Source organism: Paenibacillus sp. FSL K6-1230 (assembly GCF_038002385.1).
GTDB lineage: Bacteria > Bacillota > Bacilli > Paenibacillales > Paenibacillaceae > Paenibacillus > Paenibacillus massiliensis.
Genome location: NZ_JBBOCK010000001.1, coordinates 267,709 through 287,640, shown reverse-complemented (window position 1 = coordinate 287,640; position 19,932 = coordinate 267,709). Strand labels below are relative to the sequence as shown.

Here is a 19,932-nt window from a genome sequence, read left to right as displayed (position 1 = left end):
CCATGCAACGAATAACTAAGCTATGTACACAATCGAAAGGAGAATACAAACATGTTCACAAGCCATAAAAGGAACACGCGCTGGGGTGCCACGATCATCTGCTCTCTGGCAGCAACGCTCATATGGTCGGGTATTGCAGCACCAACGACCACGGCAATTGCAGCGGCATCTAGTGTCCAAGCGGTGACCTCATTGGAGGATGGGCTCTACACCATCTCTGCTCAAGCACTCAAGGAGAATAGCGACGAAGTATCCATGAGCAACGCACTGATCTCCAGAACTGTACTGCAGATCAGGAATGGACAGCCCTCCGCTATCCTTCTTCTGCAAGGGAATGCCTATATTCCGCTAAAAGAAGTAAAGGGGCTGTGGTATCAGGATGCTACAGGCAGCTTCAAGGAGATTCCACTGCTATTTAACGAGAGTACCAATTCAATCGAGGCTGTCGTCCCTCTGCAAAGCATAGAGAAGCCGCAGAGCATGCAGGTCTCCGTCCCCTTCATCATGGGAGAGGAGAAGCCCACATTCCGCCTGAGCCTGGATACGACCTCACTGCAGACAAAGGCTGCAACCACTGAAAAGACTAATGAGAAGGCTAATGATAAGGAAGCGTCTAATGCAGCAGCTACCGTTGAGAGTGGTAAAGGGGCTGTGAAAGAGGCTGCAGGTGAGACTGCAAAAGAGAATGTAAAAGAGAATGTAAAAGAAACGGGTAAAGAAGCTCCCGTAGCGACCAGCTCACAGGTATTCTCAGATATGCAAGGACATTGGGCCCAACAGGAGGTCGCCGTAGTCACCTCTCTGGGATTGTTCAACGGTACCGATGCGACACACTTCAGCCCCGAGCAATCCGTCACGCGTGGCATGCTGGCTACTGTGCTCGGCAGACACGCAGGTGTCAAGTCTACCTCAACACCTGCCTCTTCCTTTACCGATGTACCTGCCGGGAAATATTATACGAGCTATGTATCCTGGGCTGCTGAGCGTGGGCTCGTCAAAGGCACAGGTCAGGGCTTGTTTGCACCTGAACGTCCTGTCACCCGCGAGGAAGCAGCTGTGATTATCGCGGCCTATATGAAGGATACGGGAATCTCGTTGACTGCGCAGGCTGAGGGGCAGACTCGGCCCGTATATGAGGATGACTCTGAGATCAGCTCCTGGGCAACAACACAGGTACAACAGCTGCTACAGGCCGGGATCATGACCAGCAAGGATGATCAGCATTTTGCACCGAAGACACCAGCTACTCGTGCCGAGATCGCCAGCATGCTAACCAAGGGGTTGAACCTTGACTCCACTGGAAAGCAGGAATAACGGATGTCCAGGCGATATTTCACTTCCATCGTCACAGTAGGCTTGGCCTGCATGCTGCTTATGGTGATAGGTCCGCTATTCGGAGGTACAGCGACTGCCGCTGGGCTGGATAAAGGACTATACCTTTTGGACAACAAGACTTATTACACGAATCCAGACACGGGCAAGGTAGATGATGGCGGTGACACCTCCATTGGTAACGGCATGAGCCGTAATGTCACCTACTCCAAGTCCCTGCTGGAGGTTCGAGACGGCAAGTACCTGGTCACGCTGAGAATGAAGATGATCTCGTATATTAGCAAGGTTACTATTCATGTTCAGAAGTCCAAGGGGGACGGGGATGCTTACTCTCCTGTATCGTTCAAAATTACCGGAGAGAACAAGGCAGAGGATACCCGCGACTATCAATTCGAGGTCAGTGACCCGACCCTGTTCATCAAGCCAGTCATCTATGTGGAGCCTATGGGGCGTGATGTCATGTATTTCGTCAGCCTGCTTGAGGATTCAGCTCAGCCAGACAAAGGGTCCTTCCAAGCCTATAACCAGACTAGCAAGCAGCAAACGTCCGCGGCTGAGCCAGATCTACCGCAAGGAATCAGTATGGAGTCGAGCGACAATTCGGTTAGTCACAACAAGTCCGCTGCCTCAACTTCTGGTTCAACGGCTAACACCAAATCTGGGAATAGCGGTACCCCTCAGGGGGACTCATCTTCGGAACACAAGACTGACAAAAATGACAAGGCTGGTAAAACAGATAAAGCAGGAGACGCGTCTTCCAAGCAAAAGCAAAATGCGACTCCAGCACTTCCAAGTGAAGGGAAGCAATCGACAGCCGGTACAGTCAACTCAGCCAATACAGCCAGTCAAGCTAATAAGGAAAAGCAATCCGTACCAACGGCGGCCAGCGCTTCCGCCTCAACATCAGGCGCAGAAGCTCAGGACTCCACTGATCTGACTGCTAACAAAGCTCACTCCGCTGCCCAGCAAGCTTCTGAGCAACAGGCAACTGAGCAACACACTGAGAGCGGAGACACGAATCCGGCAGGGGGACCCAGCTCATCTGCCGACCAGATGGATGCAGCCTCCAAAGACGGAACTGTCGCCAGCGAGCAGGCAACTGAAGGAGTAGCAGCACCCATAGCGACAGATATCATTGCATCCGGGGCCGACGTTAGCGATGATGAAGTAGGAATCGTAGAGTTCGATCAGAGCGGTGCCCGGCAGAATGAGCGTGCTGCCTCTGCAACGGAGGATGAAGGCGGTAGGAGCGGATCACTCCTCTCCATGCCCGCGCTGCTACTAGTTCTGCTTGCAGTATGTGCAGCAGGCCTGTATTTAATGAAGTTAATGAAGCTGCGGAAGAAGTAACAGACCTGGGAATTCAGATGATTGATCTTGTAAGGTACAGCTAGAAAAAAACTGGAACGGAGTTATCCAGCTAAGGAGTCGGAATGACGTGTTGAAGAAACGATTAACCCTCTTCCTGTGTGCCGCCATGCTGGCGATGCTTCCCGCCTGTGCAGTACGCGCAAAAACAGATTCGAATGCTGCGAGTACACAACAGCCGCGGATTATTAGCACCTCAGCGGCATTATGTATGATACTCGATAAGCTAGAGCTTGACCTGGTAGGTGTACCGGACACTGCCTTCGCTTTGCCTGAGCGCTATAAGGACTCTGTTCAGATTGGGCAGCCCATGACACCCGATCTGGAGATTATTAAGTCCCTACGCCCGACAGATGTGATCAGCCCAAACACCCTGCAATATGATCTGAAGCCCCAATACGAAGGCATCCAAGTACCCGCTACTTTCGTGAATCTGGGAAGTGTCGAGGGTATGCTGAAGAGCACCGAGCAGCTCGGGGTAAAATATGACCGCACGAAGCAGGCAGAGGTGCTACGACAGCAATTTGAGGCGTACATGGCAGAGCTGCGCACAGATATCGCAGATCAAGCCAAACCAAAGGTGCTCATACTAATGGGTCTTCCGGGCTCGTATATGGTTGCTACTGAAAAATCCTATGCCGGAAATCTGGTCAAGCTGGCTGGTGGAGATAATGTGCTGAAGGATCAGGAAGAGGCATTGCTTACACTCAACACGGAGGCCCTCTCCAAGCTTGATCCGGATATTATTCTGCGCACCTCCCATGCCATGCCAGAAATGGTACAAGAGATGTTCCGCGAGGAATTTGCCACAAGTGATATCTGGAAGCATTTTAGAGCCGTGCAGGCTGGTGACGTATACGATCTGAGCAATGAGCGCTTCGGCATGAGCGCCAATCTGAACTACCAGGAAGCGCTGGATGAATTGAGGGCGATATTCTACGGAGAGCCTGCGCATGAATCATAGTCTCACACTGAAAAGGAAACTTGCCCACTGTATTGCACTGACTGTACTACTTATTATTCTGGTGGGCATAGCCGTGAATCTGGGTAGCATCCAGGTGACGTATTCGGAGCTGTTCAGGGGACTATTCATCGAATATAACGAGATGGTAGAGATTATATATGATCTGCGCTTTCCGCGAATCATCATCTCCCTGCTGTCTGGAGCTGCATTAGCGGTATCTGGCGTACTGCTGCAGGCGGTCATGAAGAATCCCTTGGCTGATCCAGGTATTATAGGGATTTCCAGTGGTGCGAATCTGACAGCCGTGATCGTGATTATGTGGTTCCCTCAACTGTACTTTCTCAGCCCTCTGTTCGCCTTTGTCGGCGGGGTGGCTGCCTGCGCTCTCGTCTTCCTCTTCTCCTGGCGGGGTGGCTTTCAGGCGCTGCAGATTATTCTGACTGGTATTGCAATCCATGCCGTCTTCACTGGATTACTGGATGCGCTAGGGTATATGACCGGGGGCAAACAGAGCATCGTCATGTCGATGGTGCGATCCAATATTTCCATGAAGACCTGGGATGATGTACGAACGCTGGCTTATTATGTGCCCCCTGGCCTGTTATTAGCATTCTTCACGATTCGTTATTGTAATCTGCTAGGGCTGGAGGAGAAAGTCATTCGTAATCTCGGCGTACGTGTAGCCAGTGTTAGACTGTGTGTATCAGCCGTGGCCGTGCTGCTGGCGAGCATCTCCACAGCTGTGGCGGGTACGATGGCCTTCGTCGGCCTGATTGCCCCACATATTGCCCGCCTGTTGGTAGGCTCCAATCATAAGTGGCTCATTCCATTCTCGATCCTACTTGGGAGCTTCACCGTACTGCTGGCTGATACGCTTGGCCGTTATGTAGCAAGACCTTATGAAATTCCCGCTTCAATCGTCATGGCTGTTCTGGGCGGTCCCTTCTTCATCTTCCTGCTCTGGAGGAAGACCCGGAGATAAAGGGCAGGAATACGAACTGCTAGCACTTCTAAATGTTTTTAACAAAACAATCTGAAACAGTTCATCCCTTTGTTCGATTGGCTCGATTCGTCAAAAGTAAAAGGATCATCGTTTCTCGTTGAGAAGCGGCGATCCTTTTTTTCACTTATTCAAAATCCCCATTCATAGTATCCCACACCCGCTCTAGTACTTACTTTCCTCGTAAAAATTAAGGCCGTCGCCCTATATTCCGAATACTTGTTCCCCTTGCAACCTCAATAGCTGGTATAATATCAAGTAATTATATTCAACTCGATCAGGTTAACTACGCTTGACCAACTATAATTTAGTTCAAGTTCATATCTTGATTGCCCATCACCAGATTTGAAGATTAGGGGATTACCTTACCATGAGTACACATTCAGAAAGGAATCTAACGGAACAGCATTGGCATACCTTAATTCGTCAGATAGCTGATACCTTCGACGATCTTACCATTAAACGTGGCTTCTCTCTATTTACCCAAGGACGGATTAAAGAAATTGAATATCCTCCTGGATTAATCTGCGCAGTCGTGGACGATAAGGAGCCTCAGGAGGTTGTCATACAGCTGAACACCGTTGAGCAGAGCCGTTGTACCTGCGGTGTAGAAGGCTGCAAGCACATGATTGCTGCACTGCTAGGCTATACGAAGGCTCACGGAGGGCCTATCCCTGCCATTGTCAATGCAGGCATAAGCCCTTCTGCAAGGAAAGGCCAGCAGACGGAGGGCAATACGGTTGTTGTGGATCTGGCAGAGCGTCCCATACCGACATGGCACGAATTGTTTCGTCAATGCACAGCCTCCTTCCGGTTGCATGCACCTGACGGATTGATGATTCATGAAGCGATAAATTCCATCCTAAGACTGCAGCCCCAATGGTCGTACCAGATGGAGCGACTGTATCTTCTTCATGCACGCCTGTATGTGCTGGAGCAGCTTATTCGCCCTCTTCATGAGCGCGGTCGGTCGGCGCCTTACCATATTAGTTATCATTTGCAGGTAGCGATAGACGATCAGAGTACCTTGATTATGCAGATGCTTAAGGAACCGCTGGAGAACGTTACGGAGGCGGATCGCTCCTACTATCTACCACGCCTAGACGAGACACTAGACTACCTGCGGCGCCTACTGCTGATTGAGCCTGAGCAGATTCAGTTATACTCGGACTTCTACGACTTGTTCTGGCAGCAGTGGCTAAGACCGCAATGGATTGATTCATCTAAAGGCACCATGACACTTAAGCCGATGGAAATGGAGCTGGCACAGCTCGAAGCAGCCTATGAGGTGGCTGGGAGTACACGCTCAGCATCACGACTCCAATTGGCGCAGAGCCGCATGTTCTGGGGGATGCAGCAGGATGAGCAGGCTAGACAATTACTGCAGGACGCCGCTCAAGCCAGAGAAGCCGCTGGAAGACAGCTGCTGCGCTACCTGGAGGAGCTCCAGCAGAGTGCAGGCTGGCTCCGATTACAGGAGTGGCTACTTGCTTTCCCACCCCAGTCAGGCTCAAGTCTACTGCGCTCAAGTCAGCTCAAGGTGTATGCATCGTACTGGGAGGAGGTCCTCCTCCATCACCCAGAAGCAGAGCAACAGATGTGGAGCACGCTGGCTGGCCTGCCAGGCAAGGGAAAAGTGTTGTACACTGAATTGCTGCACACGCATAGAGAATGGAGACGCTGGATTGACTTCCAGCTCAGCACAGGTGCCGAGCCGCTGGATTATCGAGTGAGCATGCTCCAGCCTATAGAGAAGGATGCCCCTGAATTACTTCTTCCCTGGTATCATCAGGCTGTCGAGCGCTACATTGTCCAGAAGAACCGAACCGGCTACAAGGCTGCAGTCAAGCTTATGAAAAGATTGTCCAAGCTCTACACCAAGCTGAAGCGGACAGAGCGATGGGATGATTTTATGGTTGCCTTCCTTAATCGTCACAGTCGTCTTCGGGCGCTGCAGGAAGAGCTGCGCAAGAGCAAATTACTCTCATAGTCACCATCGGTTTTTTTACTCTTCACTTATAAGGATGAGATTACAGTATGGATTTCAATTCAGTTATAGATACCATGACGGTACATGTGCATATGACCGAATATGGCGATGCCCTCATTTATGGTCACGATGGCTTACAGCGCCCCTTGCAGGGCATCGTGCTCAAGCAGCGTCTCTTCGCATGGGACGAGACATCCTATTACGGGACGGAGCTAGCGGTTCAGCAGGCTGGAGATACAGAGATTGTTCTACTCCCTGCGGAGCAGGTGCTTCCGTTCTTCGCCAATGGAGCTTGGCCAGTCCACATCGAATGGCATTGGAACGAGGATGCCACCCAATTACAGCGGCTGGCCCCTCTGCTGATCGGCTGCTTGAGAGCAGGTCATTATGCTCCTGATCTACAGAGCTTTCGAAACGGCTCTCTTCACTGGTCACCCGATCCCAAGGCACTGAGGCCTTCAGAGCGAAGTCTGGTGAAGGAATTAAGAGTGAAGCGGCAAGAAGTCGAGCAGCAAGACTCCGGGTTCGCTCAAGGTATCCTCGCTGCCTTCTCAGCCAGCGTATTTCATAAATACTATGGTACGCAGGAGCAAGCAGCAGATCTTCGCCGTGATTATCCGGCATTGTTCGCAACAGAGGGTGTGTGGGAAGGTATGGATGAGCAGACTTGGCTCGCTCATATTGGTTGGACAGCAGAGACCATGCCATTCCGACCACTTCTGCAGCTGCTGGAGCCCATCATCGAGAGCGAAATGACGGATGCTGATATGTCTGAAGCGAATTCTGTTGACACCGCTCATCCTGAGCCCGAATGGCACCTTCAGTTGGTGCTTCAGGCCATACACGATCACGCAGAGCTATACCCGGTATGGCTGGATAGGGATGGACAAGCCCACGGCTCCTGGCCTGAGCTATGGACTGCAACGATACGCGAGCGTTCAGTGAGCTGGACGCAACGGATTCAAGCTTGTCTGCCCGGAATCACCCAGCAGGCCATTGAACGTGCTGAAGGTTCGTCCATACTGGACAAGCCGCTGAGCAACCTGGAGGCCTGGCAGTTCTTGACGGTCGACAGCAAGCGATTGCTGGAGAGCGGCTGGCAAGTATTGCTGCCGGCCTGGTGGGAGGCCGCTTCACGCCGCAAGCCGCGGCTTCGTGCCAAGCTGCAGCAGGATGAAGGCGAAGCCCGCGGACGCTCCTTCTTCGGACTGAACAGCCTGATTGAATTCGACTGGCGTATCGCAATCGGTGGACAGGAGTTATCTGAGGAAGAATTCGCAGCTCTGGTCGCTCGTAATGAGCGGCTCGTCCGCTTCCGTGAACAATGGATTCCACTCGACCCCGCTCTGCTGGAGCAGATTCGTCAGGCTATGCGAAGCATGAATCGCAAGCGTGGGTTATCGTTCCAGGATGTGCTCCAGCTCCAACTACGCGGCGGTTATATCAGGATCGCATCCGAAAGCGAGACAGAAGCCGGCGACGGTACCGAGGATGCATCCCAGCTGCAGCTGGAGGTAGAGCTGAATGATCATCTGCAGCAGGTGATCGAGCGGCTCACCCAGCAGTCAGACTGGCCGCTCTTGCCTGCTCCGAGTGGACTGCAGGCTGAGCTGCGCTCCTACCAGCTTCAGGGCTTCTCGTGGATGGCATATATGCGTTCTTTAGGCCTTGGCGGATGTCTGGCGGACGATATGGGCCTTGGCAAGACCATTCAGTTCATTACCTATCTTTTGCATGTCAAAGAGACCCGACAAGCTGCCCGATCATCTGCTGACCATGGCAAGCGACATGAAGCTACATCTGATGAAGCTCAGATAACGGATACCAGTCAGAGGACTCGCCCTTCTCAGACGACGGAAGCAGAGTACAATAGCACATCTCTACCTTCTTGGCTGGCCGAACATGCTGAGCCGGGCGCCTCACTTCTGATCTGCCCGACCTCTGTACTGGGGAACTGGCAAAAGGAGCTACAGCGCTTCGCACCCTCTCTGAGAATCATGCTTCACTATGGGAGCGGGAGAGCCAAGGATGCCGAATTTGCTACTGCGGTTGCAAGTGCTGATATTGTGCTTACCTCCTTCGCCACGGCTGCCCTTGATCAGGAGCTGCTGCAGAAGTTCACTTGGGAGTCGCTATGTCTGGATGAGGCACAAAATATCAAGAACGCTCAGACCCGTCAATCCGCAGCTGTTCGTACCTTCTCTGCCAAGCACCGTATTGCCTTGACGGGCACACCGATTGAGAATCGGTTGGCGGAGCTATGGTCCATCTATGATTTTGCCAATCCAGGCTATCTGGGTAGCGCACAGGCCTTCCAGAATCGATTTGCAAAGGCGATCGAGAAGGATGGAGACGAGCATAAGACAGCAGAGCTACAGAAGCTCGTACAGCCCTTCATGCTCCGACGCAAGAAGAAGGATCCTTCCATTCAATTGGACCTGCCTGACAAAAATGAAATGAAGACCTACATTCACCTGACGCCAGAGCAGAGCGCACTCTACGATCAGACCGTGCGTGAGCTGATGTCCCAGGTTCAGGTGCTGGAGGGAATGAAGCGCAAGGGTGCCATTCTCTCAGCTCTTACGAAGCTGAAGCAGCTGTGCAACCACCCTGTGCTGCTGACCAAGGAAGACATCTCCTCCACCATGTCTGGCGCTACCAGCCTAACCGAAGTGGAGCAGGAGATGAATGACGCTGCAATGATTGCCCGCTCATCCAAGCTGGAACGCCTCCTCGGCATGGTGCAGGAGCTACGGGAAGCGGATGAGCGCTGTCTGATCTTCACGCAATATTTAGGGATGGGCAATATACTACAACAGATATTGCAGCGTGTTCTCGGTGAGCCAGTGCTGTATCTGCACGGCGGCACCTCGAAGAAGGCCCGTGACCGAATGATTGATGAGTTCCAGTCTGAGGCTCTCCCCCCCTCAACACGCCCTGCCGTATTCATCCTGTCGATCAAGGCAGGCGGGGTCGGCTTGAATCTGACGGCTGCCAATCATGTCTTTCATTTCGATCGCTGGTGGAACCCGGCTGTCGAGAACCAGGCGACCGACCGTGCGTACCGAATGGGCCAGACCAAGGACGTTCAGGTGCACAAATTCATTGCCTTGGGCACGCTCGAAGAACGTATTGACGAGATGCTTGAGAGCAAGCAGCAGCTTAGTGAGCATATCATCTCCAGCTCCGAGGGCTGGATTACGGAGCTTACAACCGAAGAGCTGGGCGAGCTGATTACGCTCCGCAAGGATTGGACAGCCTCAGACGCCTCAAGGCCTTGAGAGCGCGAGGATTGATAGTAGCATTTTGCATAAATCCGATTGTTTCCGCTTGTAGAATCGTCTGCATTCGACACCATGTCCTGCCAGACCTTAGCGAATGGTTATGGATTTATGCAAAATGCCTTTTTAATTTGTGAAAAATGCTTGTTCCTTCATGATCATGGTGATGCTTGATTTACAAAATTGTATTATTTTCAGCACAGGACTATATGTATATAGTTCCATTCGAGTTGCGTACACCGATCGCTTCGCTATTCAGTTGTTCAACCTTTATTTCCTCTAACAACGGCAACCTGTCGTACAATATTCCCTATACTTCTTCAGATCACTTCAAGTGAACAGGTATCTCATGATTTTGTGACAAATTTCGCACCATGCAGCATATAAAGTCGATGAATTGATTACAAAAGTGTTGTTTGTAGAATCTTGTTTTGTTGCCGCTCCACTCAGTAAAATGTTAAGAGATTGATATTTTCATATTTTGTCATTTGGAAAGGAGCATCTCCATGAAACATCAACCAGCCGCAGCCGTGCTGCTGCTGTCGTTGTCTGCTGCCCTCAGTATGCCGTCAGCTGTCGGGGCCGCCGGGGGTTCCACATCTATAGCTCCCCTTGGCACGGAAGCAGCCTTATCTACCTCATCCCAACAAGCCAAGACTACTACACCCACTGCTACAACACAGACAGTCAACAGCAGTAACAACGCCCAGCAACAGGATCTGACTCTGGAGCAGGCTAACATATGGGCCCAGGCCAACAGCTACACTTTGAAGACAGCCGCACAGGACCTTGAACGCAAAGACCTCGAGCTGAAAAAGAGCATCGATGCTTTGGGATACATACAGCAACCCTCCAATCTGGAAGAGTCGGATTCCTCCGCCAATAATTCTGCCTGGAGAGACTACACCTCTGCCAATCTTTCCTATCTATCAGCCAAGAAGCAGTCCGAATTCGAGAAAGATAAGGTCTATGCTCAGACTATGAAAACCTACTATGGGATCTTCACAGCCGAGAATCAGCTCCTTGTCGCCCAAGAGTCTGTTCAGATCGCCAAGCTGGAGGAGCGGATTGCCATTGCCAAGCTGGCCCGTGGGCTAATCTCGGAGAAGAGCAAGATCGATAGCACGAAAGCACGCTCCGATGCGGAGCAGACGCTCGAGCAGCGCAAGACCGATCTACAGAAGGCCAAGGACGAGCTGAATACCTTGATGAACAAGCCCAAAGGTACGTCATTCAACCTTGTGGATCCTCCAGTCTATAAGGAACCAGAGCCTATGAATGTGGAGACACATATCACAGGCCTGCTCAAAGATAACCCAACGATCTGGCAGCTGCAGGACGCCGTCAAGAATGCAGAAATTACGCTGCGTTATTACAATTTTCAGGGCACCGCCGAGGACTACGAACTGGTCAAGCTGGATCTAAAAAATGCCAACGAGGCCCTGACCAACGGCAAGGATAATTTTGCCGAATCGGTAAGATCTCTATACACCACGCTGCAGGATGAACAGAAAAAATACGTACAGCTGCACGAAGATCTGGAGATTGCCCAAGCTGACTTAGTGCTGGCTCAGAAGAAATGGGAGCGCGGCATGATCGTAGAGCTAGAGCTCATCAAAGCCCGCTTGAGCGTGGAGCAGTTGAAGCAGCAGATTAACGATCTGGCCATTGGGCTGATTCAGTCCAACTATACCTTGAACAAACCTTGGAGCAGCTAACCCATACTTTCGAACTGAGTTTTGTAAGAAGTAATTCAGGAAGTAAAGCTCACAAAACTAAGTCCATGCTTCCGAAGCGAGTTTTGTACGAAGGTAACTCAGAAAGTAAAGCTCACAAAACTTTTAGGAGAGGAACCAGACATGTCAGAGAACCAAATGAACAACGCATTACAGCAGCTACGGAAGAAACGCCGGAAGAAATGGATCATCAGTGCCATCGTGGTACTAGCACTTGGGGGCGGAGGGGCCGCCGTATACAGCTCCATGGGCAAGTCTGATGAGCCAGCTATGATGGCCATTCCGAATGAATCCATTATTGTTGAACGCGGTGACATCACCGAGACCCTGTCTGTTACGGGAACGGTCAAAGCCTCCAAGGAAGTGAATTTGAATTTCAACAGCACCAGTACAGACAAGCTGGCTGAGGTCAATGTCAAGATCGGAGATCAGGTGAAGCAAGGACAGCTGCTAGGTCGGCTAAACGATACGGAAGCCAAGCTGCAAATCCAGAACGCCGAGGATGCCCTCCGCATGGCCCGCTCCAAGCTCGCGGATGCCACGAAGGGTCCGAAGGAGACCGAGGTGGAGCTGCAGGAAATGAACGTGCAGAAGGCTGCGAAGGCACTGGAGACCGCGAAGAGCAGCTATGAGCTGCAGGAGGCCGAGAATCAGCTCAAGACAGCCCAGAGCGACCTGGAGATGGCACGCAAGACCTACGAGGATCAAAAGTTCCTGAGCGATTCGGGAGCCATCTCCGCCAAGGAAATGACAGAGGCCGAGCAGGCTTGGGAGAAAGCACAGGCCAGCTATGACTCAACTGAGCTGCAGATGCGCAAGACTCGCGATCAGATCGAGAGCAGCATTGAGGATGCAGAGATGTCCTATCGCACAGCCCAGCTGGAGCTGAAGAAACTGAAAGATCCACCGGAGAAGGACACGCTTGAGAATCTGCAAATCGACATTAGCCGCGCTGAGACAGACCTGGAGCAGAAGCGCAGCGAGTTGAACAAGCTGCAGATTACGGCACCTTGGGACGGTGTCATCCTCAAGGTCAATGGCGATGTGGGCACGAGCCCGACAGCTCCATTCATCGTGATGAACAACTCCAATTCCAGTGACCTGAAGGTAGCGACCAAGATCAACCAGAGTGACATCGTAAAGGTGAAAACGGGGCAAAAAGCCATTTTGACGACGACGGCTTATCCTGGCGAGGAATTCGAGGGAACCGTCACCTTCATCTCGCCAGAAGTATCTGCAGATGAGGGCGTGAATGCTTACGCCGCTGAACTATCCATTACGAATTCGGACAACAAGCTGAAGACGGGGATGATTATGAATATTGCTGTTGAGCTCAGCAAGGTCGAGAATGTCCTGTTCGTACCCGTAACAGCCATCCAATCCGACGGAGGAGCAGACGGGGTCTATGTCGCCGCTGATCCCTCCAATACGTCTGTCTATGAATTCAAGCCAGTAGAGCTGGGACTCTACACGACGGACCGTGTGGAAATAAAGTCGGGCGTAAATGAGGGAGATACGGTCGTCATCCCTGCACCAGGCGGCGCTGGAATGATGGATGGCTCGGCAGGAGCGGTCTTCCCATGAGTGCAGTAATGGAGATTCGAAACCTGAAGAAAATCTATCACGTGGGTGATCAGGAGATCCACGCACTCAGGGACGTAAGTATGTCCATTCAAGAAGGGGAATTCGTAGCGGTCATGGGACCGTCCGGCTCCGGGAAATCCACGATGATGAATGTGATGGGCTGTCTGGATTCGCCTACATCCGGCGAATTCTATCTGGACGGATACTCCATTCTGGACGCGCGTGAATATGAGCTGGCACATATCCGCAATGAGAAGATCGGCTTCGTCTTCCAAAAGTTCCACCTGCTTCCCCGCTCGACAGCTCTTGCAAATGTGGAACTGCCTCTGCTCTACGCGGGTGTGTCCGCCCGAGAGCGGCGTGAACGAGCCATTGAGGCGCTCGCGAGTGTCGGACTGGCCGAGCGAATGTACAATAAGCCAAATGAGCTATCCGGCGGACAGCAGCAACGTGTCTCCATTGCCAGAGCGCTCGTCGCCAATCCCGTAATTCTGCTCGCTGATGAACCGACCGGAGCGCTGGATTCGCGGACAAGCCGCGAGATTATGGAGATCTTCCAGGATCTCAACGATCATGGGAAGACGATTGTATTGGTCACGCATGATATTGAGGTGTCGGAGTACGCCAAGCGACTGGTTCACTTTCGTGACGGGCAGATTGAACAGGATCATCCGGTAGAGAACCGGAGATTCGCGCGAAAGGAAGTGGTGGAGTGAGTTTCCTCGAGACGATTCGTGTAGCACTGAGCAGTCTGCGCAGTAATCTGCTCCGTACGATCCTGACCATGCTGGGGATCATCATCGGGATCGGTGCGGTGATTGCCATCATGGCTATTGGCCGCGGAACGTCCGCCAGCATCACGAAGGAGATCAACGGACTAGGCAGTAATTTGCTCATGATCTATCCGTATGCACCCTTCGACGAGAATAACTGGATGACGATGGCCCAGCCCAAAAATTTCACTCTCGAAGATGCAAAGGGCATGGAGAAGCTTCCCTCTGTTGCTGATGTAGCGCCTAGTGCCATGAATTCAGCCAAAGCCTCTTGGAAGCGGCAAGTCGTAGATGCTCAGGTTGAAGCTACTACCGAGTCCTTTTACCGTGTCAAAAAGCTCTCGCTGAAGTACGGTCGCACCTTCACCCATCATGAGGTGGACAACCGCATGAACGTTATCATTCTGGGCTCCGATGCAGCACAGTCGCTCTTCGGGCAAGCAGCCTCTACCGCTGTAGGACAGACGATCCAGCTCAAGGATATTCCGTTCAAGGTTGTCGGCGTGATGAATCCAGCCAACAGCGCACGCAGCTATACGAACAATCAGGTCTACATTCCCCTTACGACGGGGATGAACATGTTCGGCCAGATGAATATTCAGGAAATGAATGCCTCCGCTATCACCTTCGACAAGATCGATCAGGCCAAGGAGGAGATTAGGCAGCTGCTACGTAGCAGTCATAAGCTGAAGCCTGAGGAGCAAGATGACTTCCAGTTCATGACGCAATCAGAGATCATGCAAATGTCCTCTGGTGTCAACGATACGATGAATCTGCTGCTGCTTGGCGTGGCTGGTATTGCACTCGTCATTGGCGGGGTCGGCATTATGAACATCATGCTGGTATCCGTAACTGAGCGTACGCGGGAGATCGGTATCCGCAAGGCGATTGGAGCAAGGCGCAGCAATATCCTAACCCAATTCCTGACCGAGTCGGTCTTCATCAGTCTGATTGGCGGCTTGATTGGGATTGGCACCGGGATTGGCGCAGCCAAGATGCTGCAGAAGTTCGCGGGTATGCCGATTGAATTCTCGTATGAGCCAATTATCTATGCCTTTTCCAGCTGCGTACTGGTTGGAGTAGTCTTCGGCGTATATCCGGCACTTAAGGCCTCCAAGCTCAAGCCGATCGACGCGCTTCGTTATGAATAGGATGATATGCGGACCGATTCAGGACGCAACATGATGAATGTCCATTCCGGGCAAACGAGCCTTAAAGATTGCTGTTTAGCCTGATTTTTTATACTAAAAGTAGGTACATACCGTCTCTTGGTAAAATGGAAGTACGACTGGCCATTTACACGGGGACGGTTTCTTGGCGTATATATTTTGTGTATGCATTGATGCTTATAGAAATTTTAAATTCCTCAAAGATTGGGGGTCTATCATCATGAAAAAATATAGTTACAACGAAAATATTGATATGCTAGAGGTACATCCTGAGTTTGTTGAGGCAGGCATAAAACATGCGGAGAAAAAAGGATATTCGTCGCTTCGATTTATAAAATTGGATTATAGCAATTCAGATACAGCACACAAGCGATTCTTGTAATCAGCTGTCTTGATGTGTAGGGTGCACCAGATGGGTTACTCCTGAAATAACTTGCTTCAGTGCGTGAAAAAAAGTGCAGCTTGTGCTACAATACATGAATTGTACAGCCTATAACTTCAGGGGGGTTAATTGAATCACCATGCTCATTATTGGTATCGCCGGCGGCACCGGCTCTGGGAAGACCAGCGTTGCTCGTTCAGTTATTGACCGCCTGGGATCAGGGAAGGTTACCTTCATCTCTCAGGATAATTATTATAAAGACCAGCCTCACCTCAGCTTCGCGGAGCGCGAACGGACGAACTACGACCATCCCTTCGCTTTTGACAACGACTTGCTCATGGAGCACCTGACACAGCTTAAGCAGGGTGAGCCGGCTCACGCACCTATCTATGATTTTACTCGCCATGCACGCTCTACGGAGACGATCAAGCTGAAGCCTAACAACATTGTCATTCTGGAAGGGCTTCATGTGTTATCAGATGAGAAGCTCCGTACACTTCTCGATATCAAAGTATTCGTCGATACTGATCCTGATGTGCGGATTCTGCGGCGTGTACTCCGTGATATTGAGGAGCGCGGACGGACGATTCAATCCATTCATCAGCAATATCTGACTACCGTCAAGCCTATGCACGAAGCCTTCATCGAGCCTTCAAAGAAATATGCAGACCTGATTATTCCCGAGGGTGGGCAAAATGAAGTCGGCATTCAGCTGCTGTCCGTGCTGACCGAGAAGTATCTGACTGGTGATAAAAAGTGGCCTAGCGCCTAAAATCGTTCAACAAGCATAGTTTTACTGCACTTTCCGTACAGAAGAGCTGTTTTCTCCTGATCTCTTCGCAGTATGTATCGTTCATTTCCTATTTTGGCTGTGACATACGAGCTGTGAGAGCAGGTAGAAGCATGCTCTTTTTCATATTGGGATGCCAAGACCTTTACTTCATAGTCAAAAGCCAAGTAGGATGACTACCCAGAGATGCCTAGACAAAAACAACGGATACAGCTTAATTAGCGTATCCGTTGTTGTAACGTTGATATATAGTTGGCAGCCTCTATTGGCTTGCTCTTACTTGCTACTTAGACTGAAGAAGCCCTCTTCACCACGCAGCTTCGCGAGCGCCTCTGCAAAGAAATAATCTCCGTAGATAATCGGCACATTCAGGTACTTTTGCTCTGGGTAATGAACCGTCCCCTTCGTGATGATCCCTTCTTCACCTGCTGGTGAAGTATACTGCTCGTAGAGTCCCTTAAGGATTCTTTCAGCCGCTTCCTTATACTTCTCGCCCTTGGTCGAATAACGCGCCAGCTCTAGCAATCCACTTGCTACAATAGCAGACGCTGATGAATCCCAAGCGATTCGATGCTCTTCTGGAGCACGGAAGTCCCAATAAGGGACGATGTCATCGCCCAGCTCAGCCAGGAAGAAGTCTGCCGCTCCTTCGGCCACCTGAAGATCACGCGGATTCCGGGTCCAGCCATAGGAGAGCGCGAAGCCGTACACTGCCCAAGAGGTCCCTCTCGCCCATGCTGATCCCGGGGCATAGCCCTGACCACCGTGCTGAATTGGAGTCTGCCCTGGCAAGAACTCCATGACGTGAGAGATGGAGCCGTCACTGCGGACGAACTCGCTCGCGACCGTATCGGCATGAGCCACGGCAATCTCTGCGAATCTGGAGTCTCTGCTCTCCGCGGATGCCCAGTGCAGCAACGGTAGGTTCATCATGCTGTCGATAATCGCAACATAACGGGTATCCATGAACGTAGATTCGAAGTTCCAGGCACGAATGAAGCGGCCGCTCAGATGAAAACGAGCCGAGAGAAGATTCGCCGCTAGCAGCGAGCGCCGTCTTGAGTCCTGCTCTCCAGTCAGTCCGTAGCTGGCTACTCCGCTCAGTAGCCAAATGAATCCAAGATCATGGTCCACAGCTTCTGTATCATGCAGGCACTCCTCCAATTGTCGCTCACAGCTTGCCAGTATAGGTAGCAGCTCATTACGCTGCTCTGAGCGATAGACGAGCCATAGCAGTCCGGGCCAGAAGCCCGCTGTCCACCAAGCTGCCTCGCGCTGGTCATAGGCCCCATCCAAGACAACATGAGGGAAGGAATCACTGATTCTTTGAGCCGTTCGCAGCGTACTATCTACTGTATGCTGCCAGGCAGCATCAATCCAAGTCGAAGTCAACTCTAATCACTCCTTAATTTGCTAATATAGTCAGCTCTCATAAGTCATCCTACTTGCCGTTAACTCTAACCATCCCACACGCTATCAACTCGTAGCGTTCTCAGCCAGCACGATCTGAAAGCTAATCTCGCGTCCACTCGCTTCGATGCGCGCCCATTTGAGCAATCCGTTTCGACAGGCAACAGTCTCCTCCTGGAGTTCAATTACCGCATGTGGGGTGTCACTTGTCACCGTCACCGCCGCACCTCTGAACTCATTGGTAATTGTCTGGCCTTCAAGGCGAATATGGCTATGCTCCTGTCCGTCGAAGTGCATTAGCGGTATGATAGCCCCGATAGTATCTACCTCTTCATTTATTTCATAGGTCACGGTAATGCGTCCTGGCTCCTGTTTGTAGCGAGTCAGTACCTCGGATACACCCTTGAATGGACCGCTCCAGGAGAGCTCCAGCTCACTGAACTGCTCACCAGCTGCTTCATGCTTCACTTGAACGGCGCCCCCACCGTCCGCGGGATCAATGCCCACGTCCCGATCGAACGGGCTGGAGCCTTCCAGACCCTCTGCCAGACTGTGCCACTGTCCATCCAAGGTTCGCCAAGCTGGAGCGTAGCTGATGGGAAGAATTTCCCCCTCTCCGTATTCAGTGAAGCCGCTATCCTTATGTCCCGGTGCAGCCGGACCGATCAGCTCAGGAAGCTGCTGATGCTGGATACGGACGATACCTGGAATATGATAGGGATCATTGAGCGAGGTCTGGATGACCATCTGTTGTCCAGGCACCGCAGCCAGGATCGTCTGGAACCAGCCATCCCCGACGAGCACGCGGCTGCCAAGCTCTGCAGGTATAGGCCGCTCCGGCACATCCACGCCGTCATGCAGGATCGTGTAAGCCAAGGCCGCGGTCGTCCATAGGTTGTAACAGGTGTGATTGCTGTACACCTCGAAGCCATGCCGTGCCTCTGGTTCGTAATAGTTGCGGACGATGCGCAAATTCCCCTCAGGTGTAACCCAGCGTCCAATCGCATCCCAGCATAATGCGGCAGCTCTGCGGAAGGCTCCAGCCAAGGCCACATCTCCCGCTTCGTAGGCAGCTTGAGCCGATGTCGTGAAGGTGAAGGCCGCCGCTGCTTCATTCCATTGATGTTGACCGCTTCTTCCCCGCGGTGGGATCATGCCTTGTGGTGACAGCATGAGCAGTGAGCTGAAGGCTCCGCGGGCCAGATGCTTCTCCAGTTCCCCGAGACACTCCCCATGATAGCCGGCTCTCAGCATCGTACCAAGATGGTATCTCGTCGCGGCATCATAGGAGAAGGGGCTGTTCGGAAGATTAAGCGGACCATCCTGGTACAGTCCGAGTGCCGTGAAGCGTGGCAAGTGATAATTACGCAGATAGGTATCCATCCAGCCTGCCTCAGATGCCATTCCTTCCAGATAGCGAACATATTCGCCGGAGATCATAATGGCGTTCCAGTTAATCATCCGATTCGGATTCTTCATATGGCTCATGGTGAACCGATAGTACTCCTCTGGCTGAATCTGTTGCAGTTGCTCATGCCAATGAGCTGCACGCTCAGGCAGCCGTGTCTTGAGCAGTCGGTAAGCCCCCATAATCATGACTGGAAAGAAATCGGGGTGCTCGTCGGGAGCGGTGCGAGTCACCACGCTCTGGATGCTGCTCTCCAGTGCCGAGGCTGCGGATTCCAGCAGCTCTGTTCTCCCCTCATTTACTAGCACTGCCGCGGCAAGTGCATAACAAGGCGTAGAGTAGTATCGCTCCTGATCCGAATAGGGGTCAATAACAGCCCCGTGCTGATCCTGGTGCCGCTTATAGGCGTTGACCAAGCCTTCAAGTAATGCCAGCTTCCGCTGACGATCCCAGCCACTGGCTACAGACTCCTCAGTCGAGGATAGTGCTGTGAGGTATTCCTGCGCCTGGACTGACCATGGGTAATCCTCCCGGGTAACTTCTGTCACATGCTTCATCGTCATAACCGCTCCTTCGTGAGCTTTTTGTTGCTTTGCATGGCACCATGCAAAGGGTGGTGATACTTATCTGCTTGGGCAAAAAGTTGTATACTTATCTATTTGCTTTATCTATTTACCTTTTCTATCTCGTCTTCACTATTTGCATTGTTGAAATATTCATTGGCAATACATAAGGGTTCAAGCTG

At 51.7% G+C, this 19,932-nt stretch carries 14 protein-coding genes; 12 read left to right on the top strand and 2 right to left on the bottom strand.

The features are described 5' to 3' along the window. Window positions 1–51 precede the first annotated feature (51 nt). The 12 genes from MKX74_RS01295 to udk all read left to right on the top strand — a co-directional run bounded on the left by MKX74_RS01295 (window position 52) and on the right by udk (window position 16,351). Window positions 52–1,314 (top strand): S-layer homology domain-containing protein, encoded by a 1,263-nt coding sequence (locus MKX74_RS01295; RefSeq protein WP_341177238.1) that lies wholly within the window; start codon window positions 52–54, stop codon window positions 1,312–1,314. A 3-nt stretch (window positions 1,315–1,317) separates the two neighbouring features. Then, on the top strand, window positions 1,318–2,682 hold the full coding sequence (locus tag MKX74_RS01290; RefSeq protein WP_341177237.1) for a heme-binding Shp domain-containing protein: 1,365 nt from the start codon (window positions 1,318–1,320) through the stop codon (window positions 2,680–2,682). An 88-nt stretch (window positions 2,683–2,770) separates the two neighbouring features. Continuing rightward, complete coding sequence (gene isdE / locus MKX74_RS01285; RefSeq protein ID WP_341177236.1) at window positions 2,771–3,664, top strand: heme ABC transporter substrate-binding protein IsdE; 894 nt, start codon at window positions 2,771–2,773, stop codon at window positions 3,662–3,664. Further along, a complete protein-coding gene (locus MKX74_RS01280) occupies window positions 3,654–4,646 on the top strand; it encodes a FecCD family ABC transporter permease (RefSeq protein ID WP_341177235.1) in 993 nt (330 codons plus the stop codon). The genes isdE and MKX74_RS01280 overlap by 11 nt, the downstream gene beginning before the upstream one ends. Window positions 4,647–5,034: 388 nt before the next feature. Beyond that, on the top strand, window positions 5,035–6,654 hold the full coding sequence (locus tag MKX74_RS01275) for an SWIM zinc finger family protein (protein ID WP_341177234.1): 1,620 nt from the start codon (window positions 5,035–5,037) through the stop codon (window positions 6,652–6,654). 47 nt (window positions 6,655–6,701) lie between these two features. After that, window positions 6,702–9,935, top strand: a complete 3,234-nt coding sequence (locus MKX74_RS01270; RefSeq protein WP_341177233.1) for a DEAD/DEAH box helicase — start codon at window positions 6,702–6,704, stop codon at window positions 9,933–9,935. A 506-nt stretch (window positions 9,936–10,441) separates the two neighbouring features. Continuing rightward, window positions 10,442–11,653, top strand: a complete 1,212-nt coding sequence (locus MKX74_RS01265) for a TolC family protein (protein ID WP_341177232.1) — start codon at window positions 10,442–10,444, stop codon at window positions 11,651–11,653. A gap of 141 nt (window positions 11,654–11,794) precedes the next feature. Beyond that, window positions 11,795–13,255 (top strand): efflux RND transporter periplasmic adaptor subunit, encoded by a 1,461-nt coding sequence (locus MKX74_RS01260; protein WP_341177231.1) that lies wholly within the window; start codon window positions 11,795–11,797, stop codon window positions 13,253–13,255. After that, on the top strand, window positions 13,252–13,971 hold the full coding sequence (locus MKX74_RS01255) for an ABC transporter ATP-binding protein (RefSeq protein ID WP_025679512.1): 720 nt from the start codon (window positions 13,252–13,254) through the stop codon (window positions 13,969–13,971). The genes MKX74_RS01260 and MKX74_RS01255 overlap by 4 nt, the downstream gene beginning before the upstream one ends. After that, window positions 13,968–15,179 (top strand): ABC transporter permease, encoded by a 1,212-nt coding sequence (locus MKX74_RS01250; RefSeq protein ID WP_341177230.1) that lies wholly within the window; start codon window positions 13,968–13,970, stop codon window positions 15,177–15,179. Before MKX74_RS01255 ends, MKX74_RS01250 begins: the two co-directional genes overlap by 4 nt. A gap of 238 nt (window positions 15,180–15,417) precedes the next feature. Continuing rightward, window positions 15,418–15,579, top strand: coding sequence for a hypothetical protein (locus tag MKX74_RS01245; RefSeq protein ID WP_341177229.1), 162 nt, complete (start codon window positions 15,418–15,420; stop codon window positions 15,577–15,579). Between the two features lie 139 nt (window positions 15,580–15,718). Beyond that, window positions 15,719–16,351 carry a uridine kinase gene (udk, locus tag MKX74_RS01240; RefSeq protein WP_028592828.1) on the top strand — a complete coding sequence of 211 codons (633 nt, stop codon included), beginning with the start codon at window positions 15,719–15,721 and terminating at the stop codon, window positions 16,349–16,351. A 294-nt stretch (window positions 16,352–16,645) separates the two neighbouring features. On the opposite strand, the gene MKX74_RS01235 is transcribed toward udk, so the two are convergent. Further along, window positions 16,646–17,761 (bottom strand): glycoside hydrolase family 88 protein, encoded by a 1,116-nt coding sequence (locus MKX74_RS01235; RefSeq protein ID WP_341177228.1) that lies wholly within the window; start codon window positions 17,759–17,761, stop codon window positions 16,646–16,648. 84 nt (window positions 17,762–17,845) lie between these two features. Further along, window positions 17,846–19,744, bottom strand: a complete 1,899-nt coding sequence (locus tag MKX74_RS01230; RefSeq protein WP_341177227.1) for a glycosyl hydrolase — start codon at window positions 19,742–19,744, stop codon at window positions 17,846–17,848. Between the last annotated feature and the right edge of the window lie 188 nt (window positions 19,745–19,932).

What these genes read in the sequence shown, in the direction of transcription:
- MKX74_RS01270 (WP_341177233.1), top strand. Translation starts at nt 6,702, where the DNA reads ATGGATTTCAATTCAGTTATAGATACCATGACGGTACATGTGCATATG.
- MKX74_RS01260 (WP_341177231.1), top strand. Translation starts at nt 11,795, where the DNA reads ATGTCAGAGAACCAAATGAACAACGCATTACAGCAGCTACGGAAGAAA.
- MKX74_RS01245 (WP_341177229.1), top strand. Translation starts at nt 15,418, where the DNA reads ATGAAAAAATATAGTTACAACGAAAATATTGATATGCTAGAGGTACAT.
- MKX74_RS01290 (WP_341177237.1), top strand. Translation starts at nt 1,318, where the DNA reads ATGTCCAGGCGATATTTCACTTCCATCGTCACAGTAGGCTTGGCCTGC.
- MKX74_RS01265 (WP_341177232.1), top strand. Translation starts at nt 10,442, where the DNA reads ATGAAACATCAACCAGCCGCAGCCGTGCTGCTGCTGTCGTTGTCTGCT.
- MKX74_RS01230 (WP_341177227.1), bottom strand. Translation starts at nt 19,744, where the DNA reads ATGAAGCATGTGACAGAAGTTACCCGGGAGGATTACCCATGGTCAGTC.
- MKX74_RS01255 (WP_025679512.1), top strand. Translation starts at nt 13,252, where the DNA reads ATGAGTGCAGTAATGGAGATTCGAAACCTGAAGAAAATCTATCACGTG.
- MKX74_RS01280 (WP_341177235.1), top strand. Translation starts at nt 3,654, where the DNA reads ATGAATCATAGTCTCACACTGAAAAGGAAACTTGCCCACTGTATTGCA.
- MKX74_RS01295 (WP_341177238.1), top strand. Translation starts at nt 52, where the DNA reads ATGTTCACAAGCCATAAAAGGAACACGCGCTGGGGTGCCACGATCATC.
- udk (WP_028592828.1), top strand. Translation starts at nt 15,719, where the DNA reads ATGCTCATTATTGGTATCGCCGGCGGCACCGGCTCTGGGAAGACCAGC.
- MKX74_RS01275 (WP_341177234.1), top strand. Translation starts at nt 5,035, where the DNA reads ATGAGTACACATTCAGAAAGGAATCTAACGGAACAGCATTGGCATACC.